14 protein-coding genes and 1 pseudogene are annotated in these 20,137 nt (G+C 66.9%); 12 read left to right on the top strand and 3 right to left on the bottom strand.

The features are described from left to right. Window positions 1-197 precede the first annotated feature (197 nt). Window positions 198-1,568, top strand: coding sequence for an APC family permease (locus tag BLV72_RS03505; RefSeq protein ID WP_093470121.1), 1,371 nt, complete (start codon window positions 198-200; stop codon window positions 1,566-1,568). A 522-nt stretch (window positions 1,569-2,090) separates the two neighbouring features. Here BLV72_RS03505 and BLV72_RS03500 read toward each other — a convergent pair. Next, the gene (locus tag BLV72_RS03500) at window positions 2,091-3,314 is read right to left on the bottom strand and encodes a PucR family transcriptional regulator (protein WP_093460211.1); all 1,224 of its coding nucleotides are present in this window, start codon (window positions 3,312-3,314) and stop codon (window positions 2,091-2,093) included. Window positions 3,315-3,526: 212 nt separating this feature from the next. Here BLV72_RS03500 and BLV72_RS03495 point away from each other — a divergent pair, with 212 nt between their 5' ends. From BLV72_RS03495 to BLV72_RS03455, 9 genes and pseudogenes are all read left to right on the top strand, one after another. Beyond that, window positions 3,527-4,246: an APC family permease gene (locus tag BLV72_RS03495; RefSeq protein ID WP_093460210.1), complete on the top strand. Its 720-nt coding sequence runs from the start codon at window positions 3,527-3,529 to the stop codon at window positions 4,244-4,246. After that, window positions 4,194-5,015 (top strand): APC family permease, encoded by an 822-nt coding sequence (locus BLV72_RS03490; RefSeq protein ID WP_093460209.1) that lies wholly within the window; start codon window positions 4,194-4,196, stop codon window positions 5,013-5,015. The genes BLV72_RS03495 and BLV72_RS03490 overlap by 53 nt, the downstream gene beginning before the upstream one ends. Window positions 5,016-5,222: 207 nt before the next feature. After that, a complete protein-coding gene (locus BLV72_RS03485; protein ID WP_244320628.1) occupies window positions 5,223-8,141 on the top strand; it encodes an aminotransferase class III-fold pyridoxal phosphate-dependent enzyme in 2,919 nt (972 codons plus the stop codon). A gap of 87 nt (window positions 8,142-8,228) precedes the next feature. Further along, window positions 8,229-9,665 (top strand): gamma-aminobutyraldehyde dehydrogenase, encoded by a 1,437-nt coding sequence (locus BLV72_RS03480; RefSeq protein WP_208905515.1) that lies wholly within the window; start codon window positions 8,229-8,231, stop codon window positions 9,663-9,665. A 34-nt stretch (window positions 9,666-9,699) separates the two neighbouring features. Then, entirely contained in the window at window positions 9,700-10,050 is a 351-nt protein-coding gene (locus BLV72_RS03475) for a hypothetical protein (RefSeq protein ID WP_093460208.1), read from the top strand. Between the two features lie 2 nt (window positions 10,051-10,052). Next, window positions 10,053-11,759, top strand: coding sequence for a phytoene desaturase family protein (locus tag BLV72_RS03470; protein ID WP_093460207.1), 1,707 nt, complete (start codon window positions 10,053-10,055; stop codon window positions 11,757-11,759). 554 nt (window positions 11,760-12,313) lie between these two features. Continuing rightward, a complete protein-coding gene (locus BLV72_RS03465; protein ID WP_093460206.1) occupies window positions 12,314-12,526 on the top strand; it encodes a hypothetical protein in 213 nt (70 codons plus the stop codon). Beyond that, window positions 12,523-13,880 (top strand): annotated as a pseudogene (locus BLV72_RS03460) (NAD-dependent succinate-semialdehyde dehydrogenase); the annotation flags it as partial. The gene BLV72_RS03465 and the pseudogene BLV72_RS03460, both read left to right, overlap by 4 nt. Window positions 13,881-13,969: 89 nt before the next feature. Next, on the top strand, window positions 13,970-14,782 hold the full coding sequence (locus BLV72_RS03455) for a carbon-nitrogen hydrolase family protein (RefSeq protein ID WP_093460205.1): 813 nt from the start codon (window positions 13,970-13,972) through the stop codon (window positions 14,780-14,782). A gap of 127 nt (window positions 14,783-14,909) precedes the next feature. Here the strand turns inward: BLV72_RS03455 and BLV72_RS03450 are convergent, their stop codons facing one another. Both BLV72_RS03450 and BLV72_RS03445 read right to left on the bottom strand, forming a co-directional pair. Next, on the bottom strand, window positions 14,910-16,274 hold the full coding sequence (locus BLV72_RS03450; protein ID WP_093460204.1) for an MFS transporter: 1,365 nt from the start codon (window positions 16,272-16,274) through the stop codon (window positions 14,910-14,912). A 95-nt stretch (window positions 16,275-16,369) separates the two neighbouring features. Further along, the gene (locus BLV72_RS03445) at window positions 16,370-18,019 is read right to left on the bottom strand and encodes a gamma-glutamyltransferase family protein (protein ID WP_093460203.1); all 1,650 of its coding nucleotides are present in this window, start codon (window positions 18,017-18,019) and stop codon (window positions 16,370-16,372) included. Window positions 18,020-18,460: 441 nt separating this feature from the next. On the opposite strand from BLV72_RS03445, the gene BLV72_RS49530 reads away from it, so the two are divergent. Beyond that, window positions 18,461-19,000 (top strand): cupin domain-containing protein, encoded by a 540-nt coding sequence (locus tag BLV72_RS49530; RefSeq protein ID WP_244320627.1) that lies wholly within the window; start codon window positions 18,461-18,463, stop codon window positions 18,998-19,000. Further along, on the top strand, window positions 18,997-20,115 hold the full coding sequence (locus tag BLV72_RS03435; RefSeq protein ID WP_167746292.1) for an alcohol dehydrogenase catalytic domain-containing protein: 1,119 nt from the start codon (window positions 18,997-18,999) through the stop codon (window positions 20,113-20,115). The genes BLV72_RS49530 and BLV72_RS03435 overlap by 4 nt, the downstream gene beginning before the upstream one ends. Window positions 20,116-20,137: the final 22 nt, after the last annotated feature.

The following is a 20,137-nucleotide window of genomic DNA, read 5'->3' as shown; positions in this document are numbered from 1 at the left end:
GTTACGCATGCCTCAGCGTGTCCCGCGGGGTGTCTCACCTTGGCACACAAGGGCGTGAAGACTCGCCACTAGCGTCGTGCCATTCCGGATCCGTCAACGATGGGGTTCATATGGCCGGCATTACGGAGACAGCGACGCAGGTCCCGGAGACCGAGGGGATTCGACTCCGGGGCAATATGGGAGTCGGAGAGCTCGCGATGAGCGTGCTTGCATTCGCCTCACCCCTGGCAACCGTGGCGGGCACTATGCCCGTGCTCATGATGTACAGCGGTAAGACCACGCCGGGCATCTACATCATCATGACGGTGATGCTGCTCATCTTCTCGGTGGGCTTCGTGAAGATGAGCCGCTCGATCGAGAACCCCGGTGGATTCTACTCCTTCGTCACCGCCGGTCTCGGCAAGCCGGCCGGTCTCGGCGGCGCGTTCCTGGCTTTCGTCGGCTATCTCTTTATCGGTTTCTTCGCGCCGCCGTTTTTCGCGGTCACGCTGCAGGGGTTCGTCACGAAGACCCTCCATGGACCCGAAATTTCGTGGTACTGGTACGCCCTCGCGATCATCGCCGTCACCACCTTGCTCGCGTACTGCCGCATCGACCTCTCGGCGAAGGTCCTCACGGTCGCGATGATTCTCGAAGTCGTGATCGTTCTCGTTTTCGACGTGGTGTCGTTCTCGACCAGCGGCGACCGCGTCGCTCACGGGATTGGGTTCTCGATGCCGTGGTTGGGGGACGCCGGGCTCGGGCTGGCGCTCCTCTTCGCGATCGGCAACTTCTTCGGCTTCGAGGCGACCGTGATCTTCCGTGACGAGGTCAAGAACCCGGATCGCACCATTCCGCGTGCGACGTATCTCGCCGTCGTCGGCATCGGTGTGTTCTACGTCGTCGCAGCGTGGGGGTACGTCGCGTTCCTCGGCGCGGACCGGGCGCAGAGGGCCGCACAGACGGACACCGTCGGCCTGTTCAACAACTCCGCGGGGCAGCTGGTCGGGACGGTCTTCGCCGACGTCATCTCGGTGCTCCTCATCACGTCGGTCCTCGCGTCGATGCTCTCGGTTCAGAACATCGCCGCCCGCTACAGCTTCTCGCTCGCGAAGGACGGGGTGCTGCCGAAGTTGCTCGGCCGTGTACACAAGCGCCATCGCTCACCCTATATCTCGGCGTTGACGGTCGGCATCGTCTGGGCCGTGGCCACGATCGTGTTCACCGTGCTCCGGGTCAGTCCCGACGACCTCTACGCGATCGCCAGCGGTAGCGGCACCTTCAACGTGCTGCTGCTCATGTTCGTCGTATGCCTCGCGGTGCTGGTCTACTTCCTCCGCCGGCGGCGGACGAATCCCGAAACGCTGTGGAACACGGTGGTCGCTCCGGCGATCAGCATGGTGTTCCTCGGCGCCGTGACGTATCTGGCCATCCGCAACTACCCCGAACTCATCGGGGGGTCGATGCTGCTGACGGTGATCTTCATGGCGTTCACGTTCGCGCTGTTCATCGGTGGCGTGCTCTACGCCTTCTACCTGCGAAAGAAGCGTCCCGAGATCTACGCGAAGCTCGGGCGCGAGAGGGTCTGATGGCGCCTGGTGTGCTGCGCCGGAAATCGGGCGGGCGGGGCTGTGCCGCCCCGCCTCGCTGAGCGGCAGGCATCGTCTTGGTGCGCGCGGGCGGGAAGTCGAAGACACGTGTGGGGCGGAGTTGAAGGTCGCCGCAGACACGGTGAGGAAGTGGTGCTCGCGGTTTGCTGCCCGGCGTATGGCCGGGCTCGCGGATGAGCCCCATCGCCGCTCCGTAGCGGCGAGGTCCGTGCACGAGAACGAGGCGGAACGCTTCCGCGACTCGTGACGGCCTCACCTGATGGTCACCTGCCTGTAGTGAAGTGGGGCAGGCTTGCCATACGCCGCTGAGAGAACGTGGCATTCGGTATCGAGCGCGGATGCCGGAAGTGGGGTGTTCTTCAGCGAGCCAACGAGGTGTTATGCATCCAGTCCGAGGTCAGGCGAGGTCACGCCCCCCGCGCCGCTGTGCGCCGTCGTCAACCGTAGGCCCCTGCGGTCGTCCCATCGATTCGGATGCTCTTCGCCTCGAACTATCGTTTCTCAAGGTGTGGCGGCGTGCCGTCGGCAGAAGGATTGACCGGCGGTGGACCTGAGCCATTTCGTCGCCATCGTGAGCAGCGCCGCGTCGGCGGGGATGGAGAGGTCCAGCCCGGTGGCGTTCTCGATCGTCTGCAGGCGGTTGCGCACCGTGTTGCGATGGCGGAACGTCTGCTGTGCGACTTCGGCGATGGAGCCGAGTTCGAGGTAGCTGTGCAATGTCTCGATCAAGCTGTCGTGCTCGCGCAGCTCCATCAGCGGTGCGAGCACCTCCCCGGCCATGAGACCGGTGAGCTCCTCGTTGCTGGACATGATCGCGCCGATCCAGTGTGCTCGGATCGGGCGGAGCCCCGGACCGGCGTCGCTGCGGATCGCCGCACGCGCGAGACGCACTCCGCGAGGGGCGTCGGCGAGTCCGTCGATGTCGGCGGTGCCGCACCTCCAGGCGCCGAGCGGCTCCAGCAGGGCATGCACCGCTTCGCGTGAGCGGCGTCCGAGGTTGACCACGCCGAGCAGTTCGTCACCGAGGTAGCCCAGGTGGAATGGCAGGCCGGCTCGTTGCAGGGCGTTGCGGCACTCGGTGAGGTCACGGTTCCGGGTGGGGACGCCTTCGGCTACGACGACGATCAACGGTGCGTCGGAAGGGATGCCGAGCTTCGCGGAAGCGTCGGCGACGATGGCTGCGTCCTGCTCACCTTCGAGCACCAGGCGCTCGAAGGCACGACTGCGCACCTCGCTGCGGTGGCTCGCGAGATCGCGTTCCGTGCGGTGGTAGGCCTCGACCACCTCGACGCTGTTCGTGTCGGTGGCCTCCCAGACGAGAAGCAGCCCATCGAGGAATCCCGGGTCGTCGGTGAGGTTCCTCTTGCGTCCCTCGGCGACGATCGCTTCCCACAGGTTGCGCAGATCGAGCTGGAACGAATGCATCAGAGCGGGGAGTGGGAATCCTTGCTCGGCTCGCTGACGCCCCACGTCAGCGGTGGCTCGTGCGACATCGTCGGGGATCGGGCCGCCAGCGAGCCGGGCGAGGGCGAGTTCCAGTGTCCTGCGCATGCCGGCGAGCTTCACACCGGGTTCGGCGGCCATTGCGGCGTAGGCGGGCTCCTCGCGGTCCAGCCGGGCCTGGGCCGTGGTCGCGAGCTCGTCGAGGCGTTCGTCGAGCAGCATGCGGGCGATGGAGCGGACGGCTTCGGTGTGCCCGTCGGTGCCGCTGTTCGGTTTGCGCATGGCGTCCTCCCGGGCGGCGTGGATCTTCGGTACACGGCACCGTCATGCACAGGGCCGCGTCGTCGCGACGCCGATACGCGACGGAAACACGGAGGAGAAAACTGTGCACGTGCACAGTCTAGAGGGGTGGGGAGGTGGCGTTGGATCCATTGTGGAGGTTTCTGCGCCGGTGTTTCACTGACGACACCCGCACAGAGGAAGTTGGTGCCGATATGACCGCATTCTCTCCGGCTGGCGCGGCCGCGCCGAGCCACGAATCCGCCGATCCGGCCACTGTCGGCCTGAAGAAGGACAGTGTCGGTGTCGGTGGCATCGTGTTCTTCATCATCGCCGCCGCCGCACCGCTGACCGTGGTGGTCGCCCTTTTCCCGGTCATCATGGGGGATGGCAATGGCGTCGGGATCGCGGGTGCGTTCATAGCGGTCGCGCTCGTGCTGCTGGTGTTCTCCGTCGGCTATGTCGCCATGAGCCGTCACGTGACGAATGCCGGGGCTTTCTATTCCTATATCACCTTGGGGCTGGGGCGGCCGATGGGCCTGGAGGCCGCAGCTCTGGCGATCTTCGGCTACAACGCGATCCAGTTGGGCCTGTACGGCGGGATCGGCTATTACTCCCGGGAACTCGTAGTCGAGTGGATCGGTATTGAAGCACCGTGGTGGGTCTATACCCTTCTGGCGCTCCTTGCGTGTTTTGCCCTTGGCGTCAACAGCATCCATTCCGGGGCGCGTGTGCTCGGGGTGCTGCTGACCTTGGAAACAGGGGTCATCGTGGTGCTCAACGCCGCGATCCTCTTCCACCCCAAGGTTCCTGTCGCCTCCCTCTCGTTCGAGCCGTTCGCGCCCTCGACCGTTTTCGCCGGGGGCGATCGGCGTCGCCTTGATGTTCGCCCACGCGTCGTTCATCGGATTCGAGGGCAGTGCCATCTACGGTGAGGAGGCCCGCAATCCGAGGCGCACCGTGCCTCGTGCGACGTATATCGCCGTCATCTTCATGGGCGTGTTCTATGCGATCACGGCATGGCTCATTGTCAATGCCCTCGGTGTCGGCAATGCCGTTGGCGTGGCGAAAAAGGAGTCCGGTGACCTGGTGTTCGCGGTCAGTGATTCCGTCATGGGGGGCGGTTATCTGACGGAGACGATCCGGGTCCTGATTATCACGAGCATGTTCGCCGCGATCGTCACCTTCCATAACAACGTCGCTCGTTACCTCTTTTCTCTCGGTCGGCAGGGCGCGCTTCCGGCTGCCCTCGGTCGCTGCCACCTGAGGAAGAATTCGCCCTATGTGGCATGTATGGTCCAGACGGTCATGGTCGGTATCGTCGTAGCGATCTTCGTCATCGCCGGATTCGACCCGTACCGCAGCCTCTTCACCTGGATGACAGGCATCGGGGCGATGGGCATCATCCTGTTGCAGTTCGTCGCCAGTGTTGCGATCTTCGTCTTCTTTCGCAGGAACAACTTCGACAAACGCGTCTGGAACACGGTGGTCGCCCCGCTCCTCGGCATCGCGGGCCTCCTGCCGTTCCTCTACTTCGCGCTGACAGGTGTCGACGTGCTCCTGGGTACCAGCGGATGGCTCGCTGTGCTTCTTGTCGGTCTGGTGTTCCTGTCGTTGCTGGGCGGAGCGGTATGGGGACTGGTCGCTCGGTGGTGCGCCCCACGGCTGTATGAACGCCTGCTGACCGGAGTCGGTGACCAATGATGAGCGCTCGTAACGGCGGTACCAGGGCGGGCGGCGGGCCGCCGTCGATGTGCACGGTGCACAAAAATCCCGGCGATCCTCGGACGTGTGCCCATTGGGTTCTGCGGCGTCGCGGCGTTGGATCGACGGCGGCGCCAGTGCGCACATGTGTCTTTCTGACCGTCATGTCCCGGCAGGACTTCGAGAGCGAGAGCGAGCAGCCTGAAGATGACTTCGACCACCACGTCAGACGCCGACTGGCAGAACGGTCCGGTCGTCGCCCCCAGACTTCCGGCACCGGTTCTGGGTGAGGTGCTGGAGCGCCATTTCGATTTGATCTGCACCGCCCAGGAACAGCTCGGGGGAGAGGTCGACCAGAACGTCAAGGTCGTCGACGAGTCCGGGAAGCCGCACTTCGTGCGGGTGACGCACACCGAACCGAATTCGGTCGACATCGCCTGGCAGAACTCGATGCTGCGGCACCTGGCGGCCACCGTCCCCGAGCTCCCGGTCCCACATCTCGTGCCCACTACGACGGGCGGGCCCCAGGCCACCCTGGAGTATGGCGGGCGGCCGTTCGTGGTGCGGGTGATGACCTGGCTCCCGGGGCGGGTGATGGCCGACATCGACGAGCACCCCACCCACCTCCTGCACGAGCTGGGCGCGATGGCCGGGCGGCTGAGCCTCGGACTGTCGGGCATGGACGAGCCGGCGGGACTGGCCACGCACGACTGGGACATGCGCCGTGCCCAGGAGGTCGTGGACAACTCACTGGCCTTTGTCCAGGACCAGGCCGATGTGGCACACGTGCGGCGGATCATGTCCTGGTACGGCCACATCAGCCCGCTTCTGAAGACTCTGCCGCACAGCGTGGTCCACCAGGACCTCAACGACGCCAACATCCTCGCCGATACCGATGAGGACGGAGTGCTGCACATCAGCGGCATCGTCGATGTCGGGGACTCCATGTTCAGCGTGCGTGCCGCTGAAGTGGCCATCGCCGCGGGTTATGCGATGGTGCGCAAGGATGACCCGCTCGTTGCCGCCGCGGAGGTGGTGGCCGGCTTCCACTCGGTGCTTCCGTTGACGGCTCAAGAGCTATCCGCGGTCTATCCATTGGCCGCCGCGCGCCTGTGTATGAACGCTGTGACGTGGAATCGGCGTATCGCCGAGTCGGGTTCCGAATATGGACGGACCCGCATGATGCACACCTGGCCCACGATCCGTCGCATCGCGCAGACGCCACCCGGCTTTGCGGAGGCGGCCTTTCGTGCAGCGTGCTCGTTGCCGCCGCTTCAGGGCACCGCCCGTGTCGACGAATTCGCGACGGAGATCAGCGCGCTGTTCCCGCACACGGTGCACATCGACGCGCGACCGGTGGGTGACCTCTACGACGACATCGACTGGAATGACCACGATGTCGTCCGGGCGGCCGTGCGCGACCGGATGGGTGGTCAAGCCGGGGTGCTCGGCCATCTCGAGTCCTCGCTGATGTGGTCGGCGCAGCGTGCCCCTGGCCGACGTGAGCCGGCCACTGTCCGGCTCGGCACCACGGTGCTGCTCGCTCCGGGTACGGAGGTCCGCACTCCGCTGCGGGGAGTCGTCGAGGTCGCCCCGGCGGACGATCTGCCTTTCGTGCTGCGCCACGCCGCCGAGGGCGCCGACGTTTTCACCTGCTGGTGGCACCTCGGCTCCAGCCACGAAGTGGGTGACGTCGTGGCGGCCGGTGAGGTCATCGGGGAGGTGTGCGCGGGCGACGTCGAGGCCGGAATCGGGTCGGGAGTGCAGGTGCAACTCATTCACTCCGCGGAGATCGCCGTCTGGCCGCCGCCGCGTCGTATCCGTCCCTCGGAGCGTGCGACGTGGCGACAGCTCTCGTCCGATCCCGCGCCCGCCCTTGGCCGCGAGCCCGGCGAGGAGCCGGAACTCACGGTCGACGACGTGGTCACGATCCGTGCACGCCGGATCGCCCGGTCGCAGCGCAATTACTACGCGCGGCCGATGAACCTCGTACGCGGCCGCGATGTGTGGTTCTACGACGAGGACGGTCTGGGCTATCTCGACTCGTTGAACAACGTGACACACGTCGGCCACGCCGAGCCGCGGATCACCGCGGCGGCGGCGCGGCAGATGCGCAAACTCAACACCAACAGCCGGTTCGTCTACCCGCAGATCGTCACCTATGCCGAGAAACTGGTCGCGACCCTGCCCGACCCGCTGGAGGTCGTCTTCCTGGTCTGCTCGGGCAGCGAGGCGAACGACCTGGCGTTGCGGATCGCCCGTCAGGTCACGGGGCGCCGACATGTGGTCAACATCGACGGCGCCTACCACGGCAACACCGGGGTCGTGACCGGCATCAGCCCCAATCGATACAAAGGCCCCGGCGGCCAGGGCGCCCCGCCGACCACGCACGAGGTCTGCATCCCCGATCGCTACCGCGGGGCCTACGGCTACGACGATCCCGAGGCCGGAGCGAAATACGCGCGCGACGCGGCCCGTGTGATCGAGCGCATCGACGCGGACGGCCGTCGACCGGCCGCGTTCATCGCCGAGTCGCTGATGGGAACGGCGGGCAACATCGTCTTCCCCGACGGCTACCTGGCCGGCGCCTTCGCCGCGGCCCGGCGAGCCGGCGCGCTGTGCATCTCCGATGAGGTGCAGGTGGGCGTCGGCCGCCTCGGACCCTGGTGGGGTTTCGAGCTACAGAGTGTCGTCCCCGACATCGTCACGATGGGCAAGCCGCTGGGCAACGGCCATCCCCTGGCAGCCGTGGTGACCACGCGCGCGATCGCCGACGCCTTCGACACCGGAATGAAGTACTTCAACACCTTCGGCGGCAACCCGGTGTCATGCGCGATCGGCGAGGCCGTGCTCGACATCGTTGAACGCGACGGTCTCCGTGCCCGCGCCCAGGACGTCGGCGGCTACTTCGCGACAAGCCTGCGCCGGCTCCAGCAGCGGCAACCGATCATCGGTGATGTCCGCGCCCAGGGGCTTTACCTCGGTGTGGAGCTCGTCCGCGACCGCGCTACGAAGGAACCGGCCACCCGCGAGGCATTCCGCGTGACGGAGCTGACGAAGGAGCGTGGGGTCGTGGTGTTCCCGAATGGTGTCCACGACAACGTCCTCAAGATCAAGCCCCCATGACCTTCCGCCGCGAGCACGTCGATCTTTACGTCGACGCGTTGGACGAGGTCCTGTCCCTGCCCGAGCTCTCCTTGTGAGGAACCCCTGATGATCAGCAACCTGCCGATGTTCATCGCCGGCGAAGCCGTCCCGTCCGCGTCCGGGGTGACCGAAGACGTCCTGAACCCGGCCACAGGCGAGCCGATCGCCCGCGTCCCGTTGGGCGGGAAGGAGGACGTCGACCGCGCGGTGGCCGCCGCGGACGCGGCGTTCTGGGACTGGGCCGAGACGCCGCCTGCCGACCGGGCCAGGGCTCTGCTGCGGCTCGCCGACCGGGTCGAGGAGCACGCCGAGGAGGTCGCGTCCCTGGAGTCGGCCAACGTGGGCAAGCCGCTGCACATCGCCCGGGAAGAGGTGGGCTTCGCGGTCGACAACTTCCGCTTCTTCGCGGGTGCCGCCCGTGTCCTCGAAGGCAAGGCCGCCGGCGAGTATTCCCGCACCCACACCAGCTTCATCCGCCGCGACCCGCTCGGGGTCGTGGGCAGCGTGGCGCCGTGGAACTTCCCTCTGGTCATGGCCGCGTGGAAGATCGGGCCGGCTCTGATGACCGGCAACACCCTGGTGCTCAAGCCCAGCGAACAGACGCCGCTGACCGCGCTGAAGCTCGCGGAGCTGGCCGCGGACCTGTTCCCCGAGGGTGTCCTCAATGTCGTGACCGGGCACGGCGACACCGTGGGCGAGGCCATCACCCAGCACCCCCGCGTGCGCATGACGTCCCTCACCGGGGACACCGCCACCGGCAAGCGCGTCGCCGTCGCCGCGAGCGGGAACCTCAAGCGCCTCCACCTCGAACTGGGCGGCAAGGCACCGGTCCTGGTGTTCGAGGACGCCGACATCGACCTCGCGATCCGCAAGATCTGCGAAGGCGGCTACGGCAACTCCGGTCAGGACTGTATGGCCGCATCAAGGGTGTACGTGGCCGCGTCGATCCACGACGACTTCGCCGCGGAGCTGGCGAAGGCGGTCGGATGCGTGACGATGGGCGACCCGCGACTGCCGACCACCGAGATGGGACCGGTGATTTCGCAGGCCCACCGGGACCGCGTGGCCGGTTTCGTCGATCGTGCCGTCGAGGCAGGGGACGGCGACCTCGTCGTCGGCGGGCCGGCTGACGGGCCCGGCTTCTGGTACAAGCCCTCGCTCCTTGTGGGCGCGCCGCAACGGGGCGAGATCGTGCAGAAGGAGGTGTTCGGACCGGTCGTGACGACCACGCCCGTCGCCGACGAGGACCAGGCGTTCGCCTGGGCGAACGACGTTGAGTACGGGCTCGCCGCCTCCGTGTTCACCTCCAGCGTGTCCCGCTCGATGCGGGCGGCCAGGCGACTGCAGTTCGGCACGGTCTGGATCAACGAACACCTGCCGATCGTCTCGGAGATGCCGCACGGCGGCTTCAAACAATCGGGACACGGCAACGACATGTCCATGTACGCGCTCGAGGAATACACCGAGATCAAGCATGTGATGGTCAACCTCGCCGAGGGCTGACAGTTCCACTCTCCGCATCCCCTTAAGGATTCCGATGACCCACCACGCTCCTGACGGTCGAACCCTCGTCGTCAACATGTTCCGCATGCGGCCCGGCATCTCACCCGGCCGCTTCGCGGAGTTCTCCGCCACGATCGACCAGCCGCTGTGCCTCGCCCATCCCGATGTGGTGCGGCGCTTCGACGCCTACCGCGTGGGCGGCGCGGCCGCTGCCGAGCTCGGCGCCGACATCGTCGAGGTGATGGAGGTCAGCGACTGGGAGACGTGGGTGCGCGTACGCGACAACGACCCGTCGCTGCGCCCGGTCATGTCCGGCTTCGACGAGCTCGTCGACCCCACGTCCGTCCGCTCGTCCTTCGTCGTCCCGATCCTGGGAGGTCAGTAGCCATGTCACCGCGGTACGACGCCATCGTCATCGGAGCCGGTCACAACGGCCTGATCTCCGCCAACTACCTCGCCCGTGCCGGGCGCCGGGTGCTTGTGGTCGAAGCCCGCGACGTCGTGGGTGGGGCGTGTACGACCGAGCAACTCATTCCGGGTTCGCACTGGTCGTCGTGCGCCTTCATCCAGGGTCTGCTCCGGCCTGAGATCATCCATGATCTCGAACTCGAGCGGCACGGGCTGGAGATGTACCAGACCGAGGCCATGGAGGTCGTCATCTTCGAGGACGGCAGCCACATGTTCATGTGGAAGGACATCGACCGCACTCTCAAGGAGCTGGAGAAGTTCTCGAAGGCCGACGCGAAGTCGTTCCTGGACTTCGGCCTGCGGGTCAAGCAGTTCGCCTCGATCATCACGCCCTTCCTCATGCGGCCGCCGACCAGCCGCTCCGAGGTTCTGCGGGCCTTCGAAGAGACCGGCTGCGAGGACCTGTTCGACGAATTCGTGCTGTCCTCCACCAAGGACCTGCTGGACCGCTACTTCGAGTCCGAGCACATCAAGGGCCTGTTCACCTTCTTCGGAATGATCTCGGTCTGGGGCGGCCCTTCGACGCCGGGCACCGGTTACGTTTACGGTCACCACTCCGTCGGCGAGTTCAACGGGCACCTCGGCCAGTGGGGTCTGGTCAAGGGCGGCATGGGTGGCATCACCCAGGCCATGGCGCGGGCCGCGGAGGCCCACGGCGCGGAGATCCGCCTGAACGCCCCGGTCGACGAGGTCCTCGTGTCCGGTGGCCGTGCCCGGGGCGTTCGCCTCGCGACGGGTGAGGAGATTCTGGCGCCGGTCGTGCTGTCGAACGCCGATCCGGCTCGCTCCATGCTCTCCCTCCTGCCGAAGGGGACGATCAAGCCGGGCCTCGAGAAGGCGATACGCGAGTACGACAACCGCGGCTCGATGGCCCGCATCCACCTGTTGATCGACGAGCTGCCGGCCTACGTCGGGTTCGAGCCGGGCAGGGGGCCGCAGCACGAAGCGCAGCAGATCATGGGCGCGTCGGTCGAGAACTTCGAGCGAGCCTGGGAGGCGCAGCGCCGCGGTGTGCTGCCGGAGGAATACGTCATCGAGGCCATGATCCAGTCCACGACCGATCCCGGGCTGGCGCCGGAAGGCCTGCATACCATGACCCTGGGAGTGCAACAGCTGCCGTTCGAGCTCACCGGTACCACCTGGGACGATGCGCGCGACAAGTTCGCCGATGCGGTGCTGGAGAACTTGTTCCGCTACGCGCCCAACCTGCGCGAGCACATCCTGGACCGCGTTGTGATCACACCGCTCGACCTTGAACGTGACTACGGGCTGACGGGCGGCAACATCTTCCACGGGGCCATGTTTCTCGAGCAGCTCTTCGGCAACCGCCCCGCACCGGAACTCGCCGACTACCGCACCCCGGTGAAGGGCTACTACCTCTGCGGATCCGGCACACATCCCGGTGGCGGCGTGATGGGCGCCAACGGCCACAACGCGGCGAAGGTCGTGCTCGACGACCTCGTCGGTCGCCCATCGAACACAGCGGCGCCCGGCCGTACCAGTTCGCACCGCGGACTGCCCGACCGCGTGATGAGCACGAAGCTGGGCCGGGAGTTCGCCTACCGGGCGGCCCGCCAGTCGGCCCTGCGCCGGGTGGTCCAGTTGTTCACCCGAAGCGGCAACTGATCCGCCGATGGCCGCGATACCGGCCCCGGGCCCTCGCGGGTCCGGGGCCCCGCCCCCACCGAAGCCGAAGGAGACCGGATCGACACCTCGCTCGGCATGAGGGTGTTGTACGCCTACAACGCGTCGAACTACCGCATCACGCCGTCCGGAGTGGCTTTCGTCAGCTTTCGGTGGCGCGACGAGTGCTGCGCAGAACGGTCGCGCGCCTCTCGCGCACCGGAGCACAACTGATCGTGGTGCTCGAACCGAGCTGTTCCGCGGCATCGAGCCGAGACGCTCGCGAACTCCTGGGAACCCCGGAGGCTTGGCAAGTCGCCGACTGCGTGCCTACCTTCGCCGAAACGCTCCATTATCAGCTCGACAACGGCTGGGCACCACCAGCCAGCACACGTGCGGCCACCCGCCAGACGCACTGCCACGAGTACGCCGTCTTCGGAGACGGAACACGGCGTCGGGTCCTCGCCCGGCTCGGGAGCTTGTCCGTGGACCAGGCCTAGACGTGCTGCGCACTCGCGGGGCACTTCAATGTCGAGCGAGGTCACCACGACGTTTCGATGGCGGTCGCCGAGCCGGCCCTGACACCCGCCCTGCGCCGGACGCCCACGGACACCCCGGTCGTCGCCGGGATCGTCGCCGACGGCTTCAGCTGCCAGACCCAGATCGCTCATCTACAGGACGGCGGCCCGCCTGCCCGGCATCTCGCCGAGGTCATCGACGCAGCGATGGGCTCCAACCTGATGCACCCCAGCGAAGAGGACACACCTTGACCAGCACCGACCAGCCCCAGGATGGCCTTGAGCCCGTCCGCACTCAGCTCTTCACCGCGGGTCGCTGGACCGAAGCGTCCGACGGCGACCGCGCCGACGTTGTGGACCCGGCGACGGGCAAGACCGTGCACCGTCGCCGACGCGACTCCGGCGGACGGCCAAGCCGTCGCCGCCGCCGTGGCCGCGCAAGCCGACTGGGCGCGGCGACATCCTCCGCCGGGCTTATGAAGCGATCCTTAGCGACATCGAGCGGCTTGCGACGATCATGACACTCGAGATGGGCAAGCCGCGCGACGAGGCACGCGGTGAGGTCCGGTATGCCGCCGAGTTCTTCCGGTGGTTCTCCGGGGAGGCGGTGCGGCTCGACGGCCACTTCGGACACACCCCCGACGGGGCGTCGCGCGCCATGGTGCTCGCTCAGCCCGTCGGTATGGTGCTGAAACCAGCGCCGCAGACGCTGCTGTCCAGCCTGGCACTCGCGGCAATTCTCGTCGAGGCAGGCCTGCCCGACGGCGTCCTCAACGTGGTCACCACGATGCGAGCAGGAGATCTCGTCGAGCCGATACTCAAAGGCGGAGACATCCGCAAGCTGTCGTTCACCGGCTCCACCGCGGTCGGTCGGCTGCTGCTGGAACAGGCCGGGTCCGCCGTGGTGAAGACCTCGATGGAGCTCGGCGGGAACGCACCGTTCACCGTCCTCGACGACGCCGACCTCGATCGCGCGGTCGAGGGGGCGTTGGCCGCCAAGACACGCAACATGGGGGAAGCCTGTACCGCGGCGAACCGCTTCTTCGTCCACGAGTCGGTGGCCAAGGACTTCGCGCGCAAGCTCGCGGAACGCATGGGGGCCCTCGTCGTCGGCCCTGGGCTCGAACCCGCGACCCAGGTGGGGCCACTGATCGACGCGCCGAGTCTGGCGAAGGTGAGTGCGCTCGTCGACGACGCCGTCGGTCGAGGAGCACGCTGCGTCGTCGGCGGTACCCCTGTGAACACACCGGGGTACTTCTTCAACCCCACCGTCCTGGTCGACGTGCGGCCCGACAGCGAGCTGTGCGGCACCGAATCTTCGGGCCGGTCGCGGCCGTCCAGACCTTCAGCGACGTCGATGAGGCCGTCCGCCGGGCCAATGACACGGAATGGGGGCTCGTCGGCTACGTCTTCGCCCAGGACGTGGACCGGGCGTTCGCCATTTCGGAGGCGCTCGAGGTCGGCATGGGGGGACTCAACGCGGGCGTGGTCTCGAACCCGGCGACGCCGTTCGGCCGGGATCAAGCAATCCGGACTCGGACGCGAGGGCGGCCGGCAGGGGATTGAGGAGTTCCTCGAGCAGAAGCTCATCGTCATGCCTCACCGACGCACGTACTCGACGCGCCCTATGTACTCCAAGTACCCGTTCCGCACGCCAATGAGTGGTCGCCGAAAGTTCGAAAGGGAGGAGCAACGATGAGGGTCGCACTGATCCAGATGAATGCGAGCGGGGACCGACGGTCGAATCTCGCCAATGCCGGACGGATGGTGCGGGAGGCTGCCGACCGAGGCGCCCGACTGGTCGCGCTGCCGGAGTTCTTCGGAGTGTACGGTCCACCGGACGTCATGCGACAAGCGCGGGAACCCCTCGACGGGCCCACCGTGAGCTGGGCCCGGGAGCTCGCCGCGGAACTCGGGATCGACCTCATCTCCGGTTCCTTCGTCGAGCGCCGTCCGGATGGTCAGGGGCTGTACAACACCTCGGTCCACGTCGATCCGCGTGGTGACCTCCGCGCCGTCTACCGCAAGATCCATCTGTTCGACGCGACCATTCCCGGTGCCGAGACGCGGGAGTCCGCGCTCTTCGACCACGGAGACCAGGCGGTGGTGACTACGGCGCAGGACGGCACCACGGTGGGATTGAGCGTCTGCTACGACATCCGTTTCCCTGAGCTCTACCGGGCCCTCGCCGGGCACGCCCGGATACTCGTCAAGGTGGCGGCGTTCCCCGAAAGCACGACCCGTGACCATTGGCCGACCCTGCTGCGCGCCCGCGCGATCGAGAACCAGGCGTTCATGCTGGGATGTTCACAAGTCGGCGCGCACGACTGGGGGAGGAGTTCCGGAGGGCGGTCGATGATCTGCGATCCGTGGGGCCTGGTCCTGGCACAGGCGAACGACACGGTTGGCCTTGTAGTGGCCGATCTGGACTTCGACCACCAGGACTGGGCCCGACAGGCACTTCCGAACCTCGCGAGTCGTCGTCCCTTCGCCGCCCCTGTCGACTGACCGACGGTCACCCACGGCGAGAGACAGTCCGAACACCGCATCGTCCCCGGTGATACCGCCGCATCGCAGTATCACCGGGGACGACGCCTGCCGTGCGTCGGCACATCCGTGGATGTACCGGGCCCGGTCATCCGGCGTCGAGCGGTGCGTGGGAGGCTGCCCGGGATGTGGCGGATGCCTGAGCGGGTTCCGAGGGGTGGTCCAGGGACGTTCGGAACGTTTCTCGGACCTGGGTAAGGGCGATCAAACCGACCGCGCAGCCGACGATGACGTAGATCGACACGCTGTAGATCGATCCGGTATTCGCGTACAGGGCCGCGGCGATGGCTCCTGCCGGGGCTCCGAACAGGACCGAGGACATCTGGTAACTCATGGAGGCACCGCTGTAGCGCACCTCGGTGGGGAAGAGTTCGGCGAGGTAGCTGGACTGCACCGCGAAACTGGCCGCGTGGCAGATGCTCCAGCCGAGCGCCACCGCGACGATGACACCGATCAGCGAACCGGTCGAAATGAGCCAGTAGAACGGCAACGCCAGGATGAGCCAGCCGAAACCACCGATGGCGTACACCGGTTTCCGCCCGATCTTGTCGGACAGCATGCTGAAGGCGATGTAGGTGGGGATGCTCAACAGCGAGCCCACCATGCCGGCCATCAACACCCAGGAAGCGGGCTTGCCGAGCGTGTCCGTGACGTAGGTGCCGAAGTACGAGTTCAACCCGTAGGAGCCGACGGCGAATGGTGCTTGCATCACGATGCTCAGCACCAGCACCTTCCAGTGGTTGCGCAACAGCGCTCCGAGGGGGAAGGAGCCGTGGCCTTTGCCGCGGGCCTTGGAGGCGATGAAGACCTGGGAATCCATGATCCTCAGTCGGACGTAGAGGCCGATGAAGATGAAGGCGCCACCGATGAGGAAGGCAACCCGCCAACCGCCACGCTCGAAGCCGTCACGCCCCACGACGAGCAGCGTCAGTTGCAGAACCGCATTGGAGAGGAAGAACCCGATCGGGTTGCCCAGTTGGGGGAACAAGCCGTAGAGGCCGCGTTTCCCCGGGGGCGCGTGCTCGACTGCCAGCAACGCCGCCCCGCCCCACTCCCCGCCGAGCCCGAAACCCTGGCACAGACGGAGGACGGTGAGGATGACGGGCGCCGCGAGGCCCAGGGAATCGTAGGTGGGCAGAACGGCGATGCCCAGCGTCGCGCCACCCATGAGCACGAGGGTTGCCGTCAGACTGGTCTTCCGGCCGAGCTTGTCACCGTAGTGACCGAAGACCGCAGCGCCCACGGGACGAGCCACGTAGGCCACGCCGAAAACGGCGAACGACTCGATCGTCGCGCTGGCGGAATCGCCCTGCGGGAAGAATATATGGGGAAAGACGATCGAGGAGCACAGCACGAAGAGGAAGAAGTCATACCATTCGATCACTGTGCCGACCATGCTTGCGAAAGCGATGCGTTTCAGCGGTGTGCCGTCTTGCGCTTGTGTTGCTGACATTCTTCTCTCCGGCCTTGAATTCGGGTGAGCGGGAACCGGCCGCACCGCGTGCGCTGCCGCCCATCGGACGTACTGCCGCCAGGGGAGCCCGCGGACTACGACGCTGCGGTGCTGGCGATCGTGAACGGATCCGCCGCGGCGGTGCGTTGCTGCCGGTCCGCGGCGCAGGCGACCGGGCGTGCGAGTTCGTAGGAGAACGGCTCGTGCTCCTCACGCACGGTCACCGTGGTGTAGCCCCGGAGTGAGAGTGCTTCGCGTTCGGCGTCGTCGACGCGCTCGGAGACCAGTACCGCGGTACCGCTGGCGTCGATGCGGGGCGCGCTGATCGCTTCCTGTATCTCCATGCCTCGGTCGACGACGTTGGACAGCACCTGGGTGACCGCGCTGATGATCCTCCTGCCGCCGGGTGCGCCCAGAGCGATGGTCTGCTCACCGTCGATGCGGCGAGCGATGAGCGGGCCCATGTTGGCCAGCGGGCGTTTGCCCGGGGCGATGGAGTTCGCGGCACCGGGAGAGGCGTTGAACCACGCCATCGCCGAGTCGAACAGCAGGCCGGTACTCGGTGGGACGATCTTGTTGCCGAAGGCGTTGGCCGCCGTGTGAGTGCAGGAAACCGTCATTCCGTCGGCGTCGATGACCGAGAAGTGGGTTGTGCCATGATCCAAGTTCAATGTGCCACCGGAGGATGTGACGGCATGGGGCGGCGTCTCGCCGCTCTGCGGCCAGGGATCGTGCACGGCGCGGCCGGCGAATTCCTCCCACGGCGGGACCCCGCCCGGAGCCGTCCAAGGGGTCATCTCCTCCGCACCGATGCGGTCCGCGAGGGCACCGGTGTAGGACCTGCTCAGCAAGGTCCGCAGGGGAACGCGTACGAAATCCGGATCGCCCAGCCAGTGGTACCGGTCGACGAACGCACGCCGGGCGGCCTCGGCGATCAGGCGCAAGCGGTCCGCACCGGCGTTCCCGAGGTCGAAATGTTCGAGCAGGGCGAGGATTTGCAGTTCGGTCCACGCACCGCACGGCGAGGCCGGTGCCAGCACCTCCCAGTCGCGGTAGCGCAACCGCAGCGGTGCCCCGATGACCGGACGGTACGAGGCGAGGTCCTGCTCGGTCAGGACACCACCCAGATCCGCGAAGGCGTCGCCGATGGCCTTGGCCACGGGGCCTTCGTACAGGCCGGCTCGTCCTTGCTCGGCGATGCGTTCCAGCGTCGAGCCGAGGTCCGGTTGCCGCAGCAGGGGACCGGTGCCCAGCGACGCCTGGCCATGGTGGGCGGGCACATGCGGCAGACCCTGTTCGGTGAGGAAGATACGCGCGGCGTCGGGATGGGCACGCAGCCCCGGGAGGGCGGCCAGGGTCTGGAGTGAGTGGTAACTGTCGACGACGAACCCGTGGTGGGCCACTTCGATGGCGGGTGCGAAGACCTGGGTGCGGGGCAGCCGTCCGAGCTCTTCGTGGGCCGCCAGCAGCCCCGCCATCGTGGCCGGCACACCACAGGCGAGAGGGCCTTCCACGTTGGCGTCGTCCTTGACCGCGGACACCGCGACCAGGCGGGTCCCCTCGGGCCGATCGGTGAGGGTGAACATGTCCGGCCTGGCCCCCTTGGGCGCCCGTGCCGGAAACTCGATGGACCAGTCCCGGCTGCGCACCGGGTCGTGGACGAGCATGAACCCGCTCCCGCCCAGCGTCGTCTCGGTGGGTTCGACGACACCGGCGACGAGGCCGCAGGCCACGGCCGCGTCCACGGCGTTTCCCCTGCTTCCAGCATCCTCAGCGCGGCATCAGTGGAGTGAGACCTGGCGGCTGCGATGACGGCGCCGTTGCCGCGTGCCGGGCGTCGATCCACCCATTGTGCACCGCGGCGCATATCAGGCATCTGCGATCTCCCCGGCCTGGCGTGTCCCGGCGGTCCCGGGTACGGCCGGTGGAACGCTTTGACGGGCAGGCGTCGTCACGAACGACTCCTTTCACGGCAAGGGGCAACTTGCCGGATATCAGTGCTACTGAGCTGGGGCGTTGCACTGCTCGGCTCATCTCGTCAAGGAAAGGAGCAGCGCGTTGATTTGGCCGCTACGGCGCGAATTGATAGCGACGAGTGAAGCAGTAGGCGGTTGTCGAGGGCAATGTGCAGGTGGTCCGCTACCGTGTCGCCAAATTGTGCATCCGTCACAGTGCGAGTGCACCGGATGGGCCCGGTGGAGCACGGCCGGCGTGGGTGTCACAGCAAGCATGTCCCCGGCTTCGCCGTGTCGCTGGTCTGGGCGACATCAACGGACACCACGGTCGGCAGTGACGTCAGCGATCCGACGCCCACCACCGGCTCGTACGTCCCCGCGCTCGGCGAGACCCGCGTGCTCACCGTGAGCTTCCCGCCCGACAGCGTCATGGTCGGCCCCGATTTGGACCCCGCCGCCGCCCAAGCGGAACAGCTGCACATCCTGCCCGGGCTGGCCGAACTGTTCGAAACGGACGACCCCGGCGTGCACCGCACCGATTCCGTCGACTACCGCGTCGTGCTGAACGGGCACTTCGTCCTCGATCTGAGCGACGGACGGACCGCGCAGCTCACGGCCGGAGACGTCGTCGTGCAGAACGGAACCCGGCACGCCTGGCGCAACCCTGGCATGGACCCCGCCACGACGCTGTTCGTCCTGGTCGGCGTCCCATGTACCGCACATGCCCGGGACGGGCAACACACCGACAACCGGCCGGAGGAGCAGTCATGACCGCCGCAACGATGCGCGCAGCGCGCATGCACGCCGTAGGCAAGGCGATGGAGATCGAGAACCTGCCCGTTCCCGAACCTGGACCGGGCGAGGTTCGCGTCTCGGTACGGGCCTGCAACGTCGTGCCCAACCTGGCCAACGTGTTGAGCAACTGGACCACCTGGTTCCCCCAGAACCCGCTGCCGACCCTGCCGGCCGTCTTCGGCCTGGACCCGGCGGGCATCGTCGACGCCGTAGGCCCGAACGTCGAGGGCGTCGACGTCGGCGAGCGCGTTTACGTCAATCCCGGCCGCGTCTGCACCACATGCCGGTCATGCCGTGACGGATACATGACCACCTGTGAAAGTTTCTGCTTCGCCGGCTACTTCGGGTTCACGCCGTCCTCACCCCAACTGCTCGACCGCTATCCCGGTGGCCTCGCCGAGTACATGATCGCTCCGCAGTACGCCCTGGTCAGGCTGCCCGACGATCTCGCATTCGAATCAGCCGCCCGGTTCGGCTACCTCGGCACCATGTACGCCGCCCTGCGCAAGCTGGCCCCGGAACCGGGCAGTCCCCTGCTGGTCAACGGCATCAACGGCACCCTTGGAATCGGCGCGGCTCTGCTCGCCCCGCACATGGGAGTGACCAAGATCTACGGCACCGGACGCGATCGCGCCCTGCTCGACCGCGTCCAGGCCCTCTGTCCGGGTCGCATTGAGACCCACTCCCTACACGACGGTCCCGTCGACGACTGGATCGCGGAGGAGACCGGCGGCCGAGGCGTTGACATGTACATTGACGCCCTCGGTCCCGGGGCGCCCCACAGTACCTTCCTCGGCGGAATGCGGTCTCTGGCCCGCGGAGGGCGCGCGGTCAACATCGGGGCGATCGCCGGCGAGGTGCCCATCGACGTCCACTCCATGATGGATCAGCAACAGTCCCTCATCGGCTCATGCTGGTTCACGCCCAGCGAGGGACAGGCCATGTCGGACCTGACTGCGGTCCACGCGCTCGACCTGTCTGTGTTTGAACACCGCCAGTACCCCCTCGACGCGGTCAACGAGGCGATCTCCCAAGTCGACAACAGCGGAGCGGGCGGCTTTACCAACTTCGTCGTCTGCCCAGCGAGCTAGCGCCCCAGTCACGATTCTCCAT

This window comes from Streptomyces melanosporofaciens, from assembly GCF_900105695.1.
GTDB lineage: Bacteria > Actinomycetota > Actinomycetes > Streptomycetales > Streptomycetaceae > Streptomyces > Streptomyces antimycoticus.
This window is presented reverse-complemented; position numbering and strand designations above follow the sequence as displayed.

Coding starts and splice junctions, on each gene's coding strand:
- BLV72_RS03480 (WP_208905515.1), top strand. CDS start 8,229: ATGATCAGCAACCTGCCGATGTTCATCGCCGGCGAAGCCGTCCCGTCC.
- BLV72_RS03435 (WP_167746292.1), top strand. CDS start 18,997: ATGACCGCCGCAACGATGCGCGCAGCGCGCATGCACGCCGTAGGCAAG.
- BLV72_RS03465 (WP_093460206.1), top strand. CDS start 12,314: ATGGCGGTCGCCGAGCCGGCCCTGACACCCGCCCTGCGCCGGACGCCC.
- BLV72_RS03475 (WP_093460208.1), top strand. CDS start 9,700: ATGACCCACCACGCTCCTGACGGTCGAACCCTCGTCGTCAACATGTTC.
- BLV72_RS03505 (WP_093470121.1), top strand. CDS start 198: ATGAGCGTGCTTGCATTCGCCTCACCCCTGGCAACCGTGGCGGGCACT.
- BLV72_RS49530 (WP_244320627.1), top strand. CDS start 18,461: ATGGGCCCGGTGGAGCACGGCCGGCGTGGGTGTCACAGCAAGCATGTC.
- BLV72_RS03500 (WP_093460211.1), bottom strand. CDS start 3,314: ATGCGCAAACCGAACAGCGGCACCGACGGGCACACCGAAGCCGTCCGC.
- BLV72_RS03470 (WP_093460207.1), top strand. CDS start 10,053: ATGTCACCGCGGTACGACGCCATCGTCATCGGAGCCGGTCACAACGGC.
- BLV72_RS03495 (WP_093460210.1), top strand. CDS start 3,527: ATGACCGCATTCTCTCCGGCTGGCGCGGCCGCGCCGAGCCACGAATCC.
- BLV72_RS03450 (WP_093460204.1), bottom strand. CDS start 16,274: ATGTCAGCAACACAAGCGCAAGACGGCACACCGCTGAAACGCATCGCT.
- BLV72_RS03455 (WP_093460205.1), top strand. CDS start 13,970: ATGAGGGTCGCACTGATCCAGATGAATGCGAGCGGGGACCGACGGTCG.
- BLV72_RS03485 (WP_244320628.1), top strand. CDS start 5,223: ATGACTTCGACCACCACGTCAGACGCCGACTGGCAGAACGGTCCGGTC.
- BLV72_RS03490 (WP_093460209.1), top strand. CDS start 4,194: ATGTTCGCCCACGCGTCGTTCATCGGATTCGAGGGCAGTGCCATCTAC.